The following is a 16,818-nucleotide window of genomic DNA, read 5'->3' on the forward strand; positions in this document are numbered from 1 at the left end:
CCCGTCCACGTCCGCCGGAGACCGGCCCGCCCCCGCACCGGCGGACGACGGATCGGGATCGCTGCGCCGCATCGCGCCGCCGGCCCGGCGGTTCCTCGCCCGGCGCCGGGGCGTGCTCGCCCGGCTCGCGCTGTGGTCACTGGCCGAGTCGGTGCAGGCCTTCCTGGTCGGCTTCGCCGTCGCACACGCCGTCGACGAGGGCTTCCTGGCCGGCGACACCCGCCGGGGCCTGCTGTGGCTCGCGGTCGCCCTGGCCGCCGTGCTGTCGGGCGCTCCGGTGGTACGGGGAGTCTTCGCGCAGCTCGCCGGGTTGACCGAGCCGCTGCGGGACGCGCTGGTGCGGCGTGCGGTGGACCGTTCCATGGCCCTGGCCGCCCGGGGCGGGCCCGGCGCCACGGACCGCGCGGCCGTCTCCCGGCTGACCAACCAGGTCGAGATCGCCCGGGACAGCTTCGCCGGGCTCGTCCTCACCCTCCGCTCGTTCGTCTTCACCGCCGCGGGTGCCCTGATCGGCCTGCTCTCGCTGGACCCGGCGCTGCTCCTGGTGGTCCTGCCGCCGCTGGCCGCCGGCCTCGGGCTGTTCCTGGCCACCCTGCGGCCCATGGCTGCGGCTCAGCGCCGTGCCCTGGCCGCCGACGAGGCGCTGGGCGACCACGCGACGCGGTCGCGGGCGGCCCTGCGCGACCTCACCGCCTGCGGGACGGGGCCCGAGGCGGAACGCGGGGGCGCCGAGCTGGTCGCCGAGGCCGCCGCGACCGCCCGCACCCTGGCCCGCTGGGCGGCGGTGCGCACCACGGCGCTCGGTGTCGCGGGCAATCTGCCCGTACTGGCGCTGCTGGTGGCGGTGCCGTGGCTGCGCGGCCGGGGCGTGACGGCGGGGGCGCTGCTGGGAGCCTTCACGTATCTCGTCCAGTCGCTGCTGCCCGCGCTGCACACCCTGATGACCGCCCTCGGCGCGGCGGGGGCGCGGCTGCTGGTGGTCCTGGACCGGATCCTGGGCCCCGCGCCGTCGGAGGAGGTCAAAGCCGCCGGGAGCACGCGAGACGCGACGATCACGGTGCCGCTCGCGGCCGGCGCGGCGGCCGTCACCCGCGCACCCGCACCCGGCCGTCCCGTCCCTGCCGTGGAACTGCGGTCCGTCACCCTCTCCTACGGCGCCCGCGCCGAACCCGTGCTCGACTCGCTGGACCTGCGTGTGGCCCCGGGCGAACACCTCGCCGTCGTCGGCCCGAGCGGCATCGGCAAGTCGACACTGACCCGCCTCGTCGCCGGTACGCTCGCCCCGAGCCGCGGCGAGGTCCGGGCGGCCGGACGGGCGGTGACCGGGCGCGCCCTCACCGAACTGGCCGCCCTGCGCACGCTGGTGCCCCAGGAGGCGTACGTCTTCACCGGCACCGTCGCCGACAACCTCGCCTACCTCCGGCCGGACGCGGACCGGGCGGACCTGGACACCGCCGTCGCGGCGCTCGGGCTCCGTCCCCTGGTCGAGCGCCTGGGCGGACTGGACGGTGCGGTACGCCCCGCCGAACTGACCCCCGCCGAGCGCCAGTTCCTCGCGCTGGCCCGCGCCCACCTGTCGCCCGCCCCCCTGCTGCTGCTCGACGAGGCCACCTGCCACCTCGACCCGGCCGCCGAGGCCCGCGCGGAGGAGGCGCTGGCCCGGCGGCCGGGCACGCTGGTGGTGGTGGCGCACCGGCTGTCGTCGGCGGTGCGGGCGGACCGGGTGCTCGTCCTGGACGGCGTGACGGCGGTGTGCGGCACCCACGAGGAGTTGCTGGACCGTTCGCCGCTCTACCGCGACCTGACGGGCCACTGGCAGGGCGAGCCGCCGCGCCGGCCGTGACCGCGGACGTCCGGGCCGCCCGCGGTCGCCGCACCGTGCGGCCGGGTCACGTCCAGCCGGCGCTCTGGACGATGCGTATCGCGTCGACGCGGTTGCGGGCGCCGACCTTGCGGATCGCGGTGGCCATGTAGTTGCGGACCGTGCCCCGCGACAGGTGCAGCCGCGCGGCGATCTCCGCGATCGGCGCCCCCTGGGAGGCCAGCGACAGCACGCCCAGCTCGCGGGTGGTCAGCGGCATCTCCGCGCCCTTCAACAGGGCGACGGTGAGCGTCTCGTCAAGGAAACGTTCCCCCTTGGCGACCGTGTGCACCGCCGTGATCAGCCGGTGGGTGGGGGCGTTCTTGTCCACGAGTCCGAGCGCGCCCCCCTCGAACGCCCGGCGCAGCACCCCGGGCCGCTTGGCGGTCGCCAGGACCACGAGCCGGTCCCCGTACCGGCCCCGCAGTCGCTCGCCCCGTACCTCGTCCTGCCCCTGCAGGCACTCGCCGTCCACGACGCACACGTCCGCCGGTAACTCCTCGGCGTCCGGCGTCCCGGTGTCGGGACAGTGGGCGGAGACCTCCAGTGTGTCGTCCGATCTGAGCAGCTGTGCCAGCGCCGACCGCAGCAGTTCCTCGTCGTGCACCACGACCGTACGAACCATTTCCCCCACCCCTTGTCCCGGCCGCCCGGACGAGCGGCCGATGGTCTGGCGTCCCCGCGCCACGAGCCATCTGCCCTGATCTGTTCCGGTGGAACACGTTGCGTACGCACGTGCGAACCGCACCCGAGTCAATTCGCCTTTGTCAGCGCCCGCCCGGGGCCGGAATGAAAGAGTCCGTACGGGAGAACTAGGCGGAGAACACACCAATCCGCAGCCGGTTCGGCTCCGTGTGCGACCCGCCGGACGCACCACCCCCGCCCGCCGGCCACCCCGGCAGCCCGGCCACGCTGGCACATCCCGCCGCCGACCTGTTCCCGCCCCGCAAACCGGACGGACCGAACAGCCATACGGTTGAGCAAGAATCGGCCGGAAACAGCCGTCCCCCAATCTGGCGCGAATCCACCGCCCGTTCCAGGGCGCTCGGAGGCCGCGCCGGGGAGCGTCGGCACGGGTCCCCCGGTCCGTCGCCAACATCGCGGCGACGCGACCCCGTTGGGTTCAGCCGACCGACCCCTTCGTCCCCGCCCCGCGGGGTGAGGCGTGCCAATGAACCGCACCGCGCACGCCCAGCCACTGCTCGGCATCCCAAGCACGGAACCGCTCCACCCGGGTGAACCCCAGCTTCGCCGCGAGGCGCATGGAGCCGGTGTTGGCGGTCTGCGTGGCGAGCACCACCGGCTCGCCGGGCAGTGCGCCGTCGAACCAGTCCAGTGCCGCCGCGCACGCCTCTGCGGCGTACCCGGCCCCCCAGGCCCGGGGCAGGAACAGGTAGCCGAGTTCGGCCTTCCCCGCGGCCGCGGGCCGATGGCGCTCGGACGCCCTCCTGAGCAGGATCTGTCCGATCATCGCGCCGTCGAGTTCGACGACGAAGCTCCCCGGCCACCGCTCGGGCACCACGGGCAGCTCGCGCTCCAGTTCCGCACGCGGCCTGGGGCCGCCGAGGTAGGTGTGCACCTCCGCGGAGGCGAGCAGCTCGACGAACACGGCCCGGTCCCGCGCCTCGGACCCGCGGAGTACCAGCCGCTCGGTCCTGATCGGGGCGGGAGGCCAGGCGACGGACCCGAGCTCGGTCATGCCGGCAAGCCAACCAGGCGCCCCGGCCGTGATCAACCCCCGCGCCCCGCCTCGCCGCCGACGATCCAGGTCAGCGACGCAGCTCCCGATGTGCCGTCTCCGGCAGGCGCAGGTACACCGCCGAGGAGAGCAGGCACAGGACGGCGACGTACCAGGGGAACAGGCCCGAGTGGCCCAGGTCCTTGAAGAGGGTTCCCACGTACGGGGCCGTGCCGCCGAAGAGGGCCACCGTGAGTGAGTAGGGGAAGCCGATGCCGGCCGCTCGCACGCGGGGCGGGAAGATCTCCGCGTTGACCGCCGCGCTGATGGAGGTGAAGCCGGTAAGCAGGATCATGCCCGCGCACTGGACGAGCAGCAGAACGGCGAAGGAGTCCCGCAGGGCGTGCAGCAGGGGGACGCTCAGGAGGGCGAAACCCAGGCCGAAGAAGAGGAGCAGGGGGCGGCGGCCGAAGCGGTCGGAGAGCAGGCCGCCGAGCGGCTGGAGCAGCGCGAAGAAGGCCAGCGAGATCGTGCCCGCGAGCAGCGCGTCGGACTTGTCGATCCCCGCGTTGAGTTCGGCGTAGGTCGGCAGGTACGACGTCCAGGTGTAGTAGGCGATCGTGCCGCCCGCCGTGATGCCGCAGATCAGCAGGGACTCGCGCGGGTGCCGGCGCAGCGCCTCGAACAGCCCCGGGCGGGGTCCCTGCCGCTGCTCCTCGCTCCGGGTCTCCCGCGCGCCCTGCCGGATCCAGAAGCCGACCAGACTGAGCACGGCCCCGAGGACGAAGGGGACGCGCCACCCCCAGCCGTTCATCCGCTCGTCGCTCAGCGTGTTCACCAGCACGGTCGCGACACCGGAGGCGACCAGCTGCCCGGCCGTCGTCGAGACGTACTGGAAGCTGGAGAACAGCCCGCGCCGGCCGGGGCCCGCCGACTCGACCAGGAAGGTCGTGGACGCCGCGAACTCGCCGCCCACGCTGAGACCTTGGAGCAGCCGTGCCACGACCAGCACCACGGGAGCCAGCACACCGGCCGCGGCGTACGTCGGGGTCAGGCCGACCAGCAGACTGCTGCCGCCCATCAGCAGGATCGTGACCGTCAGCGCGGCCCGCCGGCCGCGGCGGTCGGCGATCGCGCCCATCAGCAGTCCGCCCACGGGCCGCATGAAGAAGCCCACCGCGAAGACGGCGAACGTCGACAGCAGCGGCACCAGCGAGTTGTCCGCGCTCTTGGGAAAGACCTGGTCGGCGATGTAGGTGGCCAGGAAGGTGTAGGCGTACCAGTCGTACCACTCCACCGCGTTGCCGACGGAGGCGGCGAGGAGCTGGCGCAGCGGACGAGCGGGCCTGGTCTTGGTCGCGATGGTCTCCGTCATGATCCTGACCCCTGCCCAGAAGGATCCCCACCCACGCGCGGGAGCCGGCAGACGACCGGCGGGCGGGCGGCCGGCCTCGCGTCACCTCTCGGCCCGCAGCGCGGTGAGGTGGGTGCCGTCGGCGTGGACGAGCCGGTCGGGGCCCAGGAAGAACGGCGGGCCGCCGACGGTCCGGCGCCAGGTGATCTCCCCGTACACATCCACGGCGATCACCGTGCCCCGGCGGGCGGCACCGGGCACGTACCAGATCCCGTTTCCCAGCGGCTCCGCGTCGGGTGGGAGCTGTGCGGGGCGGAGCGCCGCGTCGTCCGGCTTCGCGGGGTCCGGATCCCGGAATCCGCGGCCGGCCCGGTAGGCGAGGACGCGGCCTTCGTGGGCCACCGGATACTCGCCGGGCCGCAGTCGCAGCCTGAACTCACCGTCGTAGTCGTCCCCGACCAGCGCACCCTCCGCGTCCGGCAGGGTGAGGCGGAAGCCCATCAACAGCGGGATCGCGGGATCCCGGCGGCAGCCGTCGCGGACCGCCGCCTGCGGTTGCTCCCAGACGAAGTCCCGCTGCCAGACCGGCGCGGGAGCCTGCTCCACCGTGTCGTACGCCGCCACCCGCACCCGGCACGCGGGGCCGTGCGGGGCCGTCACCACCAGGGTGCGGTAGGTGGTGGTGTACACCTGCGCGACCTCGCCCGGCGGCAGGTCCACCCGCCGGCCGTGGAGCCGCTGCTCTCCTTGGCCGAGGACTTCGATCCGGCCGTCGGCGACGAAGGTGAGCGGGCGGCAGGCGTCCTGCCCCGGCAGGCCCGGCACCTTCCGGCCGCGCTGTTGCCCGCAGGGTGCGGTGAAGACGGCGGAGCCGACCGTCCGCCGCGTCCACTGGACCTGGCCGGAGTACGGGTCCCAGGCGACCAGCGTGCAGGAGCCGCGCGTGCGGCAGGTCGCGGCCACGGCCTGGCGCGCGGAAGACAGGGTGATCATGCGCAACTCCCCGGCGGGACGCGACGGGGACGGCGCCAGCCGGAGGAACCGGCCGGTGCTCGGGTCCACGGAGGCAAGGGCCGGCAGCATGCCCGGCGGGGCGGCACCGACCAGTACGGTCGGGCTCGTTCCGGACGCGCCCGCGTGCGGCCGGCCGGGGTTCGCGGTCAGGGCGAACTCGGCGGGCAGGCGGGTCCGCCACAGGGTCCGTCCGTCCTCGTCGATCCTCGCGATCCATCTGCCCTGCCCGACGACCCCGTTGCGGGCGTCGACCAGCGACCAGTCACCCACCTCGTCGGTCGGTACGGGCAGCGGCACGCTGAAGGCACGTTCCGGCACCTCCGACGCGCTCAGGTCCGGCGGCTGGGGCGCGAAGCAGCCGCCGAGCGCGGCCAGCAGCACCAGGAGAGGCGGGACACGACGTCTGCGCATACGCGCCACGGTGCCCGAAGCGCGGCCGGCCGCGTGAGCACGGGACGCCACCGGATCGATCACAGTTCGGCGCCCGGGCCCCGCGGGCCCCGGCTCGGGCCGCCGTCGGCACCCGCTCCCGCCGGTCGGTAGCCTCTGCCCCCATGACGCGTGCCTGGACTCTGCCCATTCTGCTCGTACTCGGCGGCGCGGCTGTCGCGACCGGGCAGATCCGCGGCGGGAGCCCCGGCACGGCCATGGTGTTCCTGCCGGTCTTCCTGGCGCTCGCCGCCGTGTACTCACCGCTGGTCTTCCCGAGGCCGATCGGCGCGCGGGAGGCACAGCGCCGCAGCGAGGCCGACGGCCGGCCGGTCGTCTACTGGCGGCCGGGCTGCAAGTACTGCATCCGGCTGCGCCTCAAGCTGGGCCGCGGCGCCCGCCGGCTGCACTGGGTCGACATCTGGCGCGACCCGGAGGGAGCGGCGGCGGTGAGGGCGGCGAACGACGGCAACGAGACAGTCCCGACCGTCGTCGTGGCAGGCCGGCCGCACACCAACCCCGATCCCGCGTGGGTACGCGAACAGCTCTCCCGCCCCGTGTGAGCGGGCGCGGCCATCCCGTGGCCGACCGCCCGGCACACCCCGCGTACCGACGACTTTCACACCAGGGTCACCGCACCCTTCCCTGACGTTTGCTGCTCCTGGAACACTCCTTTCGCGCGCAATCCGTCATCATCCGGCACCGTCCGGCCGGTTGAACCCCCCAAGGCGAGAGGTCTCCCACCCCCATGCCAGATGTCAACCGGCGCAGGTTCCTCCAACTCGCGGGTGCCACCTCCGCGTTCAGTGCGCTGTCCGCGAGCATCGAGCGGGCCGCGGCCCTCCCGGCGAACCATCGCTCCGGGACGATCGAGGACGTCGAGCACATCGTCGTCCTGATGCAGGAGAACCGTTCCTTCGACCACTACTTCGGCAAGCTGCGCGGCGTCCGCGGCTTCGGCGACCCGCACCCCGTGGCCCTGGGCAACGGAAAGTCGGTGTGGCACCAGCCCGGCAGCGACGGCAAGGAGGTGCTCCCCTTCCACCCCGAGGCGGACGACCTCGGCATGCAGTTCCTCGAAGGGCTCCCGCACGGCTGGTCCGACGGTCAGGACGCCTACCACGACGCGAAGTACGACCGCTGGCTGCCCGCCAAGGGCACCACCACGATGGCGTACCTCACCCGTGAGGACATCCCCTTCCACTACGCGCTCGCCGACACCTTCACCGTCTGCGACGCTTACCACTGCTCCTTCATCGGCTCCACCGACCCCAACCGCTACTACCTGTGGTCGGGTCACACGGGCAACGACGGCAAGGGCGGCGGGCCGGTCCTCGGCAACGACGAACTGGGCTACGACTGGACGACGTACCCCGAGCGGCTGGAGGCGGCCGGGATCTCCTGGAAGATCTACCAGGACATCGGCGACGGCCTCGACGCCGCCGGCCACTGGGGCTGGATCGACGACGCCTACCGCGGCAACTACGGCGACAACTCGCTGCTGTACTTCAACAAGTACCGCAACGCGAAGCCCGGCGACCCCCTGTTCGACAAGGCCCGCACCGGCACCGACGCCAAGCGCGGCGAGGGCTACTTCGACCGGCTGCGGGCCGACGTCAAGGCGGACCGGCTGCCGAAGATCTCCTGGATCGCCGCCCCCGAGGCCTTCTCCGAGCACTCCAACTGGCCCTCGAACTACGGTGCCTGGTACATCTCCCAGGTCCTCGACTCGCTCACCGCGAACCCCGCGGTGTGGGCGAAGACCGCCCTGTTCATCACGTACGACGAGAACGACGGCTTCTTCGACCACCTGGTGCCGCCGCTGCCGCCGAAGTCCGCCGCGCAGGGCCTGTCCACCGTCGACGTCTCCCTCGACGTCTTCAAGGGCAGCTCCAGCCACCGCGAGGGTTTCTACGGACTCGGCCCGCGCGTGCCCATGCTCGTCGTCTCGCCCTGGAGCAAGGGCGGCTACGTCTGCTCCGAGACCTTCGACCACACCTCGGTCATCCGGTTCATGGAGCGCCGCTTCGGTGTGCGCGAGCCCCAGATCTCGCCGTGGCGGCGCGCCATCTGCGGCGATCTGACCAGCGCCTTCGACTTCTCCCGCAAGGACACCCGCCCGGTCGGCCTGCCGGACACCGACGCCTACGAGCCGCCGGACCGCGAACGCCACCCGGACTACCGTCCGACGCCGCCCGCGGACCCGGACATGCCCCGCCAGGAGCGCGGCACGCGCCCCACCCGGCCGCTGCGCTACGCCCCGCACGTCGACGGCGCCGTGGACGCCGCGGCCGGGAAGTTCAGGCTCACCTTCGCCTCCGGCGCCGGGGCCGGCGCCGCCTTCCTCATCACCTCCGGCAACCGCACCGACGGGCCCTGGACGTACACCGCCGAGGCCGGCAAGAGCGTCGCGGACACCTGGAACTCGGCGTACTCCAAGGGCGCGTACGACCTGACCGTGCACGGGCCCAACGGCTTCCTGCGCGTCTTCAAGGGCCCCAACAAGAGTGCGGGCCCCGAGGTCACCGCCCGGCACACCGGCTCGACCGCGCCGAGGCACTGTTCACCGAGGCCCTGCGCGCCTACGAGACCTCGGGCTGGAGCGGCGGCCACCTCTCCCTGGCGCACGCCTACGTCGGCCTCGGCCACCGCAGGCGCGGCCGGCTCAGGGAGGCCGAGAAGTCCCTGCGCGAATCACTGCGCATCGCCGAACGCGTGGGCCGCGGACTGCCGTTGTACTGGTCGGCGATCTGCAACCTGATCGACACGCTGCTCGCCCGCGGCCACGTCGCCGAGGCCGCATCCCTCGCCGACCAGTACGGCTTCGCCCCGCCCTACCCGTCGACGATCGTGCTGCCCGACCCGCGCTCCGTGCGCGGCCGGCTGCTGCTGGCGACCGGCCGCACCGAGGAGGGCGTCAACGAACTGGAGGCCGCCGAGAAGGCGGCGGCCGCCCGCGGCAGACACAACCCGGTCGTGGTGCCCTGGGCGACCGACCTGGCCCGTGCCCTCGCCACCGAGGACCCCGGCCGGGCCGCCCGGCTGGCCTCCGACGCCCGCCGCCAGGCCGAGCGCTTCGGCACGGACACCGCCATAGGAGAGGCACTGCGCTGCGCCGCAGCGCTGGAGACCGGCCAGCGCGCGGTCCGGCTCGCCGCCCAGGCCGTCACCTACCTGGAGGCCTCGCCCTGCCAGTACGAGCACGCCGCGGCCCGCGTGGAGTACGGCATCGCGTCCCGCTCCGCGGCCGAGCTGCACCGGGGCCTGGACCTGGCCGAGTCGTGCGGCGCGGACGGGCTGGTGGCCCGGGCGCGCGAGGCGCTGGCGGTGGTGCACGCGGGCTGACCCGCGCGCACCACCCCGGGGCTCAGCCGGCCGTGCCGTCCTCCTCGGCCAGCACCCGCTGGGCCGCCGCGAACGCCGAGTTCGCCGCCGGCACCCCGCAGTACACCGCCGTCTGGAGCAGCACCGCACCGATCTCGTCCGGCGTGAGCCCGTTGCGCCGCGCGGCCCGCACGTGCATGGCCAGCTCGTCGTAGTGGCCGTGCGCGACCAGCGCCGTCAGCGTGATCATGCTGCGCTCGCGGCGGGACAGCGTGGGGTCGGTCCAGATCTCGCCCCAGGCGTAGCGCGAGATGAAGTCCTGGAACCTGGCGGTGAAGGGGGACTGGCCGGCCTGCGCCCGGTCCACGTGCGCGTCGCCGAGCACCTCGCGCCGCACCGCCATGCCCCGCCGGGCGTCACCGCCGAGATGGGCGCGCAGGGCGGTCAGCACCGCCTCCGGCCGTTCGGCGGGCGCCAGGTGGGAGGCGCCCGGGATCTCCGTCAGCGTCGCCCCCGGCACCGCGTCGGCGATCTCCCGCAGGTGCGCGGGTGGCGTGGCCGGGTCCTCCCGGCCGGCGATCAGCAGCGTGGGAGCGGTGATGTCACCGAGCCGGCCGCGCAGGTCGAAGGCGGCGAGCGCGTCGCAGCAGGCGGCATAGGCGGCGGGATCGGCCTCCCGGTGGTCGCGCACCAGCCGGGGCACCGTGAACCCGGGGGTGAACCACCGCTCGTCCGCCCCGTCCGCGAGCCGCGCCAGCCCTTCCGCACGCACCTGCGCGGCCCGCTCCCGCCACGGCCTCGCCCCGTTGAAGTGCGCCGAAGAGCACACCACCGCCAGGGACGACACCCGCTCGGGAGAGTGCACCGCCAGGTGCAGGCCCACGGCCCCGCCCAGCGACACCCCGGCGTAGGCGAACCGCTCCACGCCGAGCGCGTCGGCCAGCTCCAGCACCAGCCCGGCCAGGTCGCCGACGGTGGCGCCCGGCGCGACGAGGTCCGCCGCCGAGCCGCCGTGCCCCGGCAGGTCCCAGCGGATCACCCGGTGGCCGGCCGACAGCTCCGGTGCCACCGCGTCCCACAGCGCGTACGAGGTGCCCAGCGACGGCCCGAGCAGCAGCGGGGGAGCGGAGGCGGGGCCTTCGGACAGATGGGCGAGCAGGGTCAACGTCGCTCCAGGGCACGGTCGGTCAGGGCTCCCGCGGAGCCGGTGTAACGCGCGGGATCGGTCAGGGCGTCGAGGTCCAGGCCGCGCAACTCCGGTACCTCGGCGAGCAGTTCGCCCAGAGTGCGGTCCTCCGTGTACGTGCGCGCCGCCAGTTCGGTCAGCAGCGACCCGGCGCGGGACCGCCCGAGGACCGGCGTCAGCTCGGCGGCGAGCCGCTCGGACACGATCAGCCCGCGGGTCAGGCCCAGGTGCCCGCGCATCACGCCGGGCCGCACCCGCAGGCCCTCGGCCAGTTCCGCCGCGTCGCGGGCCGCGCCGCCGGCCAGCCGCAGCAGGTCGCGCAGCGGCTCCCACTCGGCGTGCCAGGCGCCCGCCGGCCGCTCGTCCTCGGCGGTCATCGAGCCGTACAGCACCGCCGCGAGCTGCGGCGCGCGCCGGGCCGCCGCCGCGATCAGCGTGGACCGCACGGGGTTGGCCTTGTGGGGCATCGCCGAGGAACCGCCGCCACCGCCCTCGAAGACCTCGCCGTTCTCGGTGCGGGAGAGTGCCAGGACGTCCGCGGCGATCTTCCCGAGCGCCCCGGCGGCGAAGGCGAGCGCGCCCGCCAGGTCGGCGACCGGGGTGCGCAGCGTGTGCCAGGGCAGCAGCGGCGCCCGCAGGCCCAGTTCGCGGGCGTACGCCGCGGGCAGCGCGGTGGGGTCGGGGGCGCCGTACGCCCCGAAGGCGGCCAGGGTGCCCGCCGCGCCGCCCAGTTGCACGGGCAGCGCGTCGCGTACGGCGGTGACGCGGTCGCGCGTGTCCAGGACCAGCGCGCGCCACCCCGCCGCCTTCAGCCCGAAGGTCGTCGGCACGGCGTGCTGGGTGAGGGTGCGACCCGGCATCGGTGTGTCCCGGTGCTCTGCGGCGAGCGCGGCCAGGGCCCGTTCCGTGCGGGTGAGATCGGGCAGCAGCACGTCCAGGGTGCGGGCGGCGACCAGCATCGCCGCCGTGTCCAGGATGTCCTGGCTGGTCGCACCCCGGTGCACGTACGGCCCGTACTCCGTGCCGACCGCCTCGGTCAGGTCGGCCACCAGCGGGATGACCGGGTTCCCGCCGGCCCGGGCCCGTTCGGCCAGCGCATGCATGTCGAAGGAGCCGGGATCGGCGGCCACGCTCACGGCGTCCGCCGCCTCGGCCGGGGCCAGTCCCAGCGCGGCCTGGGCGCGGGTCAGGGCCGCCTCCGCGTCCAGCAGGGCACGCAGGTAGGCGCGGTCGCCGGTCGCCGACGCGGCCGGCGAGCCCGTCCACCCGGGCGCGAGCAGGCTCGTGCCGGTGTCGCCGGGCTCCTCGGGTGATGTCACTGGAACTCCAGGAAGACCGTCTCGCCCTCGCCCTGAAGGCGGATGTCGAAACGGTACGTGCCCCGCCCCTCGTCCGCCGCGACCAGCGTGTCGCGGCGCTCCGCCGGCAGCCGCGCCAGCAGCGGGTCGGCGGCGAGCGCCGTCGCGTCGTCCGGCAGATAGATCCGGGTGTACAGGTGCACGAGCAGGCCGCGGGCGAAGACGCACACGCTGACGTAGGGCGCGCTCCGCCCGCGCGCCCCGGGCCGCAGCGTCCGGGCGTACCAGTGGCCGTTCGCGTCGGTCTGGATCCGGCCGAAGCCGGTGAACTCCACGCCGTTGCGGCCCAGGAAGCCGCCCGAGGCGGGGTCGCGGCGCAGGGAGCCGTCCATGGAGGGCGTACCGCCCTCCGGGTCCGGCCCCCACAGCTCCACGAGTGCGTCCGGCAGCGGGGCGCCCTCCCCGTCGTACACGTACCCGTGCACGGTGACGGCGTCCGGATGCCCGGCCGGTGCGATGTCCTCACCGCCGGGGAAGGGCAGCGCGTACCCGTAGAACGGGCCGACCGTGTGCGACGGCGTGGGCGGTACCCGTCCGGGCCCGGTGGTGTCGATCCTGGTCATGGGTCAGCGTCCTTCCTCGATCCAGGTGGCGCTCGGACCGTCGAGCACGATGTCCCAGTGGTAGCCGAGCGAGAACTCCGGCACGGACAGGTCGTGGTCGTACGTCGCCACGAGCCGCCGGCGGGCCGCGTCGTCCGTGACGGACTGGAGGATCGGGTCGTACGGGAACAGCGGGTCGTTCGGGAAGTACATCTGCGTGACCAGCCGCTGGGTGAACGCGGAACCGAACACCGAGAAGTGGATGTGCGCCGGACGCCACGCCCCGACGTGGTTGCGCCACGGGTACGGGCCCGGCCGCACGGTGGTGAAGCGGTAGCGGCCGTCGTCGTCGCTCAGGGTGCGGCCCACGCCGGTGAAGTTCGGGTCCAGGGGGGCGTCGTGCTGTTCGCGCCGGTGCGCGTACCGGCCCGCCGAGTTGGCCTGCCAGATCTCGACGAGCTGGCCGCGCACGGCCCGCCCGTCGCGGTCGAGCAGCCGGCCGGAGACGGTGATGCGCTCGCCGACGGGTTCTCCGGTGTGCTGCCGGGTGAGGTCGTTGTCGAGCGCGGAGAGGTCCCGCTCCCCGAAGGCGGGGGAGGACAGCTCCACCAGCTCCGGGTCGTGGCGTACGTCGATGGCGACGGGCGGCCGCTTCGGGTGGCGCAGCAGCGAGGAGCGGTAGGGGGCGTAGTCGCGGCGCGGGTGGTGTTCGACGGGCGCTCCGCCGGCCACCCGCTTCAGGTAGGCCGCGTGCTCGGCCGCGATCTCCGCGTCGATGTCCTGCTGGGTGAGAGGCATGGGGGTTCCCGTGGGTGATGCGTGCTTCACGTCGGCTCCGTAGCGGTCTCCGGCTGCCCGGCCGCTCCCGCCCCGCGTGCGGCGACGAGCCGGGCACCGGTCCTGGCGGTGATCTCCTCGACGCTCACGTCCGGCGCGGTCTCGGCCAGGACCAGGCCCTCGGCCGTGACGTCCAGGACGCCGAGGTCGGTGACGATCCGGTCCACGCACGCCCGGCCGGTCAGCGGCAGCGCGCACTCCTCGACGATCTTGGGTGAGCCGTCCTTGGCGGTGTGGGTCATCACCACGATCACGGTGCGGGCCCCGTGGACCAGGTCCATCGCCCCGCCGATCCCGGTGATCATCTTGCCGGGGACGGCCCAGTTGGCCAGGTCGCCGCCCGCCGACACCTGCATCGCGCCCAGCACGGCGACGTCGATGTGCCCGCCCCGGATCATGCCGAAGGACAGCGCCGAGTCGAAGAAGGCGGCACCCGGCAGCACCGTCACCGTCTCCTTGCCCGCGTTGATCAGATCGGGGTCCACCTCGGCCTCGGTCGGGTAGCGGCCGGTGCCGAGGATGCCGTTCTCCGACTCCAGGGTGACCTCGACGCCCTCGGGGAGGTGGTTGGGGATCAGCGTCGGCAGGCCGATGCCGAGGTTGACGTACTGGCCGTCCCGCAGCTCCCGCGCGGCGCGCGCCGCCATCTCCGCACGCGTCCAGGCCATCAGGTGCTCACCGTCCGCCGCTCGACCGGTTTCCGCGCCGCCTGCTCCGTCGTCAGCGCCACCACGCGCTGCACGAAGATGCCGGGCAGGTGCACGGCGTCCGGATCGATACCGCCGGGTTCCACCAGCTCCTCCACCTCCGCGATCGTCACCCGCCCGGCCATCGCGGCCAGCGGGTTGAAGTTCCGGGAGGACTTCGCGAACACCAGGTTCCCGTGCCGGTCGCCCCGGGCCGCCCGCACCAGCGCGAAGTCGGTGCGGATGCCGCGCTCCAGCACGTACTCGGTCCCGTCGAACTCGCGGACCTCCTTCGGCGGGGAGGCCAGCGCGACCCCGCCGGACCCGTCGTAGCGCCAGGGCAGGCCGCCGTCGGCCACCTGGGTGCCGACTCCGGCGGGCGTGTAGAAGGCGGGGATCCCGGCGCCGCCGGCCCGCAGCCGCTCGGCCAGCGTGCCCTGCGGGATCATCTCCACCTCCAGCTCCCCGGCGAGGTACTGGCGCGCGAACTCCTTGTTGGCGCCGATGTAGGACCCGGTCACCCGGGCGATCCGGCCCGCGGCCAGCAGCACCGCGAGCCCGGACTCCATCGCCCCGCAGTTGTTGGAGACGACCGACAGACCGCCGGTGCCGCGCTCCTGAAGCGCCTCGATCAGCACGTTCGGCACACCGCTCAGCCCGAAGCCGCCCACCGCGAGCGACGCGCCGTCCGGCACGTCGGCCACCGCGGCACCGGCCGTGGCCACCACCTTGTCCATCCGAGAAGCCCTCTCTCCGACGCCGGTTAATCAGCGCACTGAGTATTTCGGCGAGATGCTCCACACGCTGCCATCGGCCGGCCGGGCCGTCAAGGGCCCGAGGAATGACGCACAGAACGCCCCGCGCGACGTACGGCGGTCGGTCATGGCGCGAGGTATCGTCAGTACACCTACGAAGTGACCACGGGAGAGCGCATGGCAGCGGTCGATCTGACCACCCATCCGGGCCACCTGGCCCGGCGGCTCCAGCAGGCGCACCACCTGCTGTGGAACACGATGGTCTCCGAGGAGACCACCTCGCCCCAGTTCGCCGTCCTGAACGCCCTGGTCGCCGAGCCCGGCCTGGACCAGCGCACCGTGGGGGAGCGGGTGGGCCTGGACCGGTCGACCATCGCCGAGGTGATCAGCCGCCTCGACCGCCGGGGACTGCTCGGCAAGGTCCGCGACCCGCAGGACGGCCGCCGCTTCCTGCTCCGCCTGACCGACGAGGGGCTGCGCGCCCACCGCAGGCTGAGCATGCGCGCCGCCCGGATGAACCAGGTGTTCCTCGCCCCGCTCTCGGCCGACGAGCGGACCGCGTTCTTCGACCTGCTCCGCCGGGTCGCGGACGCCGCCGAGGGCCTGCGCAACCCGGAACCGTCCGGGGTGGCGGGCTGAGGCGGGGCCGTACGGCTCAGGAACCGTCCGCGAAGACCACCCACACCTGGCCCTCGGCGAAGTCGAGCGCACCGCCGTCGGCGCCGGTGAACGTGGTGCCGTCCTCGGCCGTCCCGCGCCGCCAGGTCGCCTCGTACGTCCGGCCGTCGCGCAGCACCTCCGCGCGGCCCGAGCCCACCGACTCGACGTAGGGGGAGTTGCTGCCGCGGAAGTCGCGGAAGGCGGACTCGCGCACGGTCACGTGCTGCACGACGACCGTGGCCGGCGCCAGGCGCCCGCCGTCGGCCGAGCGTGCCGGTGAGCCGTCCAGCGAGACCAGCCACCGGTCGCGGCTCCCCGACCAGGTGAAGGTGAAGCTCGTCGCGGGGTAGTCCACCGTGCGCGAGGACTCCGCCCGGCCGCCCCCGGGCGCCTCGCCGAAGGTGAAGCCCGTGGTGAGCGCCCCGGCGCCGGCGGGCTCGGCCGGCAGTTCCGCGGGCCGCAGATACAGGTTGTGCGGGGCCTGCCGGTCACCGGCGCGGACGTAGGCGTCGGGTGCGTCGCCCGGGGTCACGGCGCGCAGCGGGGCCTCGTCGACGAGCGGCAGCAGCTTGCGCTGGGCGCCGGAGAACGCCAGGGTCGGCCGGTCGAACTGGCGCAGCAGCTCCAGGTCGGACTCGCGGGCGCTGCGCACCGGCCCGACCTCCTCGGGCAGCTCGGTCGCGTAGAGGGCCATCAGGCGGCTGAGCCCGCCCTCCACCGGCTCCGCGTAGACGACGTCCGCGTCCTCCAGGCCCGTCTGGGGACGCGCCTCGGGGGCGTTGTCGACCTTCACGGCGAGCACCGGCCCGGTGACCGGCGCCGTGGTGTGCGAGCGCTCCGGCTCCGGTGCCCGCCCGTTGTCCCCGGTGCCGGGCCCCGGCGTGCAGCCCGCGGCCAGCGCGACCGCCGCGGCCATGGTCACCAGTACGGCGCCGCGCGCTCGCCGCCTGGCCCGTGTGTCCCGTCCGCACGTCTCTCGTCGCATGCCGGTCATCCGTCCGCCTGTCCCGTGTCATTGATTGTGCGCCTGGTGCAGCATTCAGTGCCATACATGACTGATTCCGACAGGGCACGCGGAACGGGGCAGATAATCCGCTGTTCGGTCGAAACGCCCGCCCGGTTCGGCGGCGGAGC

The 16,818-nt window shown here is 74.2% G+C and carries 16 protein-coding genes; 5 read left to right on the forward strand and 11 right to left on the reverse strand.

The genetic code is table 11. The annotated features are described in order from the left end of the window. Positions 1–70 precede the first annotated feature (70 nt). The gene (locus IE108_RS28380) at positions 71–1,843 is read left to right on the forward strand and encodes an ATP-binding cassette domain-containing protein (RefSeq protein WP_373297062.1); all 1,773 of its coding nucleotides are present in this window, start codon (positions 71–73) and stop codon (positions 1,841–1,843) included. 46 nt (positions 1,844–1,889) lie between these two features. On the opposite strand, the gene IE108_RS28385 is transcribed toward IE108_RS28380, so the two are convergent. From IE108_RS28385 to IE108_RS28400, 4 genes are all read right to left on the reverse strand, one after another. Beyond that, positions 1,890–2,495 carry a response regulator transcription factor gene (locus IE108_RS28385; protein ID WP_159394642.1) on the reverse strand — a complete coding sequence of 202 codons (606 nt, stop codon included), beginning with the start codon at positions 2,493–2,495 and terminating at the stop codon, positions 1,890–1,892. Between the two features lie 489 nt (positions 2,496–2,984). Next, positions 2,985–3,560: a GNAT family N-acetyltransferase gene (locus tag IE108_RS28390; protein ID WP_064730773.1), complete on the reverse strand. Its 576-nt coding sequence runs from the start codon at positions 3,558–3,560 to the stop codon at positions 2,985–2,987. Between the two features lie 70 nt (positions 3,561–3,630). Further along, positions 3,631–4,914: an MFS transporter gene (locus IE108_RS28395; protein WP_064730774.1), complete on the reverse strand. Its 1,284-nt coding sequence runs from the start codon at positions 4,912–4,914 to the stop codon at positions 3,631–3,633. Positions 4,915–4,995: 81 nt separating this feature from the next. Continuing rightward, complete coding sequence (locus IE108_RS28400) at positions 4,996–6,318, reverse strand: PQQ-binding-like beta-propeller repeat protein (RefSeq protein ID WP_159394643.1); 1,323 nt, start codon at positions 6,316–6,318, stop codon at positions 4,996–4,998. Between the two features lie 143 nt (positions 6,319–6,461). Here IE108_RS28400 and IE108_RS28405 point away from each other — a divergent pair, with 143 nt between their 5' ends. The 3 genes from IE108_RS28405 (at position 6,462) to IE108_RS28415 (ending at position 9,681) form a co-directional block, all read left to right on the forward strand. Next, positions 6,462–6,899, forward strand: a complete 438-nt coding sequence (locus tag IE108_RS28405) for a glutaredoxin domain-containing protein (protein WP_064730776.1) — start codon at positions 6,462–6,464, stop codon at positions 6,897–6,899. 185 nt (positions 6,900–7,084) lie between these two features. After that, positions 7,085–9,097: a phosphocholine-specific phospholipase C gene (locus tag IE108_RS28410; protein ID WP_229852476.1), complete on the forward strand. Its 2,013-nt coding sequence runs from the start codon at positions 7,085–7,087 to the stop codon at positions 9,095–9,097. Then, positions 9,052–9,681 (forward strand): hypothetical protein, encoded by a 630-nt coding sequence (locus tag IE108_RS28415; RefSeq protein WP_229852482.1) that lies wholly within the window; start codon positions 9,052–9,054, stop codon positions 9,679–9,681. The genes IE108_RS28410 and IE108_RS28415 overlap by 46 nt, the downstream gene beginning before the upstream one ends. Before the next feature lie 22 nt (positions 9,682–9,703). Here IE108_RS28415 and pcaDC read toward each other — a convergent pair whose 3' ends face one another. From pcaDC to IE108_RS28445, 6 genes are read right to left on the reverse strand one after another with little or no spacing between them, the layout of a single operon-like run. Next, positions 9,704–10,825, reverse strand: coding sequence for a bifunctional 3-oxoadipate enol-lactonase/4-carboxymuconolactone decarboxylase PcaDC (gene pcaDC, locus IE108_RS28420; protein ID WP_064730781.1), 1,122 nt, complete (start codon positions 10,823–10,825; stop codon positions 9,704–9,706). Then, positions 10,822–12,165 (reverse strand): 3-carboxy-cis,cis-muconate cycloisomerase, encoded by a 1,344-nt coding sequence (gene pcaB, locus IE108_RS28425; protein WP_064730782.1) that lies wholly within the window; start codon positions 12,163–12,165, stop codon positions 10,822–10,824. Before pcaB ends, pcaDC begins: the two co-directional genes overlap by 4 nt. Beyond that, positions 12,162–12,767, reverse strand: a complete 606-nt coding sequence (gene pcaG / locus IE108_RS28430; protein WP_064730783.1) for a protocatechuate 3,4-dioxygenase subunit alpha — start codon at positions 12,765–12,767, stop codon at positions 12,162–12,164. The genes pcaB and pcaG overlap by 4 nt, the downstream gene beginning before the upstream one ends. Positions 12,768–12,770: 3 nt before the next feature. Then, the gene (pcaH, locus tag IE108_RS28435) at positions 12,771–13,544 is read right to left on the reverse strand and encodes a protocatechuate 3,4-dioxygenase subunit beta (RefSeq protein ID WP_064730784.1); all 774 of its coding nucleotides are present in this window, start codon (positions 13,542–13,544) and stop codon (positions 12,771–12,773) included. A gap of 26 nt (positions 13,545–13,570) precedes the next feature. Further along, the gene (locus IE108_RS28440) at positions 13,571–14,251 is read right to left on the reverse strand and encodes a 3-oxoacid CoA-transferase subunit B (protein WP_064730785.1); all 681 of its coding nucleotides are present in this window, start codon (positions 14,249–14,251) and stop codon (positions 13,571–13,573) included. Continuing rightward, complete coding sequence (locus tag IE108_RS28445) at positions 14,251–15,006, reverse strand: CoA transferase subunit A (RefSeq protein ID WP_064730786.1); 756 nt, start codon at positions 15,004–15,006, stop codon at positions 14,251–14,253. Before IE108_RS28445 ends, IE108_RS28440 begins: the two co-directional genes overlap by 1 nt. Positions 15,007–15,201: 195 nt before the next feature. Here IE108_RS28445 and IE108_RS28450 point away from each other — a divergent pair, with 195 nt between their 5' ends. Further along, entirely contained in the window at positions 15,202–15,663 is a 462-nt protein-coding gene (locus tag IE108_RS28450) for a MarR family winged helix-turn-helix transcriptional regulator (RefSeq protein ID WP_064730787.1), read from the forward strand. Between the two features lie 16 nt (positions 15,664–15,679). On the opposite strand, the gene IE108_RS28455 is transcribed toward IE108_RS28450, so the two are convergent. Next, entirely contained in the window at positions 15,680–16,678 is a 999-nt protein-coding gene (locus tag IE108_RS28455; protein ID WP_064730788.1) for a DUF3048 domain-containing protein, read from the reverse strand. Positions 16,679–16,818: the final 140 nt, after the last annotated feature.

The organism is Streptomyces parvulus, from assembly GCF_014648855.1.
Lineage (GTDB): Bacteria > Actinomycetota > Actinomycetes > Streptomycetales > Streptomycetaceae > Streptomyces > Streptomyces parvulus.

Coding starts and splice junctions, on each gene's coding strand:
- IE108_RS28440 (WP_064730785.1), bottom strand. CDS start 14,251: ATGGCCTGGACGCGTGCGGAGATGGCGGCGCGCGCCGCGCGGGAGCTG.
- IE108_RS28405 (WP_064730776.1), top strand. CDS start 6,462: ATGACGCGTGCCTGGACTCTGCCCATTCTGCTCGTACTCGGCGGCGCG.
- IE108_RS28445 (WP_064730786.1), bottom strand. CDS start 15,006: ATGGACAAGGTGGTGGCCACGGCCGGTGCCGCGGTGGCCGACGTGCCG.
- IE108_RS28395 (WP_064730774.1), bottom strand. CDS start 4,914: ATGACGGAGACCATCGCGACCAAGACCAGGCCCGCTCGTCCGCTGCGC.
- pcaH (WP_064730784.1), bottom strand. CDS start 13,544: ATGCCTCTCACCCAGCAGGACATCGACGCGGAGATCGCGGCCGAGCAC.
- pcaG (WP_064730783.1), bottom strand. CDS start 12,767: ATGACCAGGATCGACACCACCGGGCCCGGACGGGTACCGCCCACGCCG.
- IE108_RS28410 (WP_229852476.1), top strand. CDS start 7,085: ATGCCAGATGTCAACCGGCGCAGGTTCCTCCAACTCGCGGGTGCCACC.
- IE108_RS28450 (WP_064730787.1), top strand. CDS start 15,202: ATGGCAGCGGTCGATCTGACCACCCATCCGGGCCACCTGGCCCGGCGG.
- IE108_RS28400 (WP_159394643.1), bottom strand. CDS start 6,318: ATGCGCAGACGTCGTGTCCCGCCTCTCCTGGTGCTGCTGGCCGCGCTC.
- IE108_RS28455 (WP_064730788.1), bottom strand. CDS start 16,678: ATGACCGGCATGCGACGAGAGACGTGCGGACGGGACACACGGGCCAGG.
- IE108_RS28390 (WP_064730773.1), bottom strand. CDS start 3,560: ATGACCGAGCTCGGGTCCGTCGCCTGGCCTCCCGCCCCGATCAGGACC.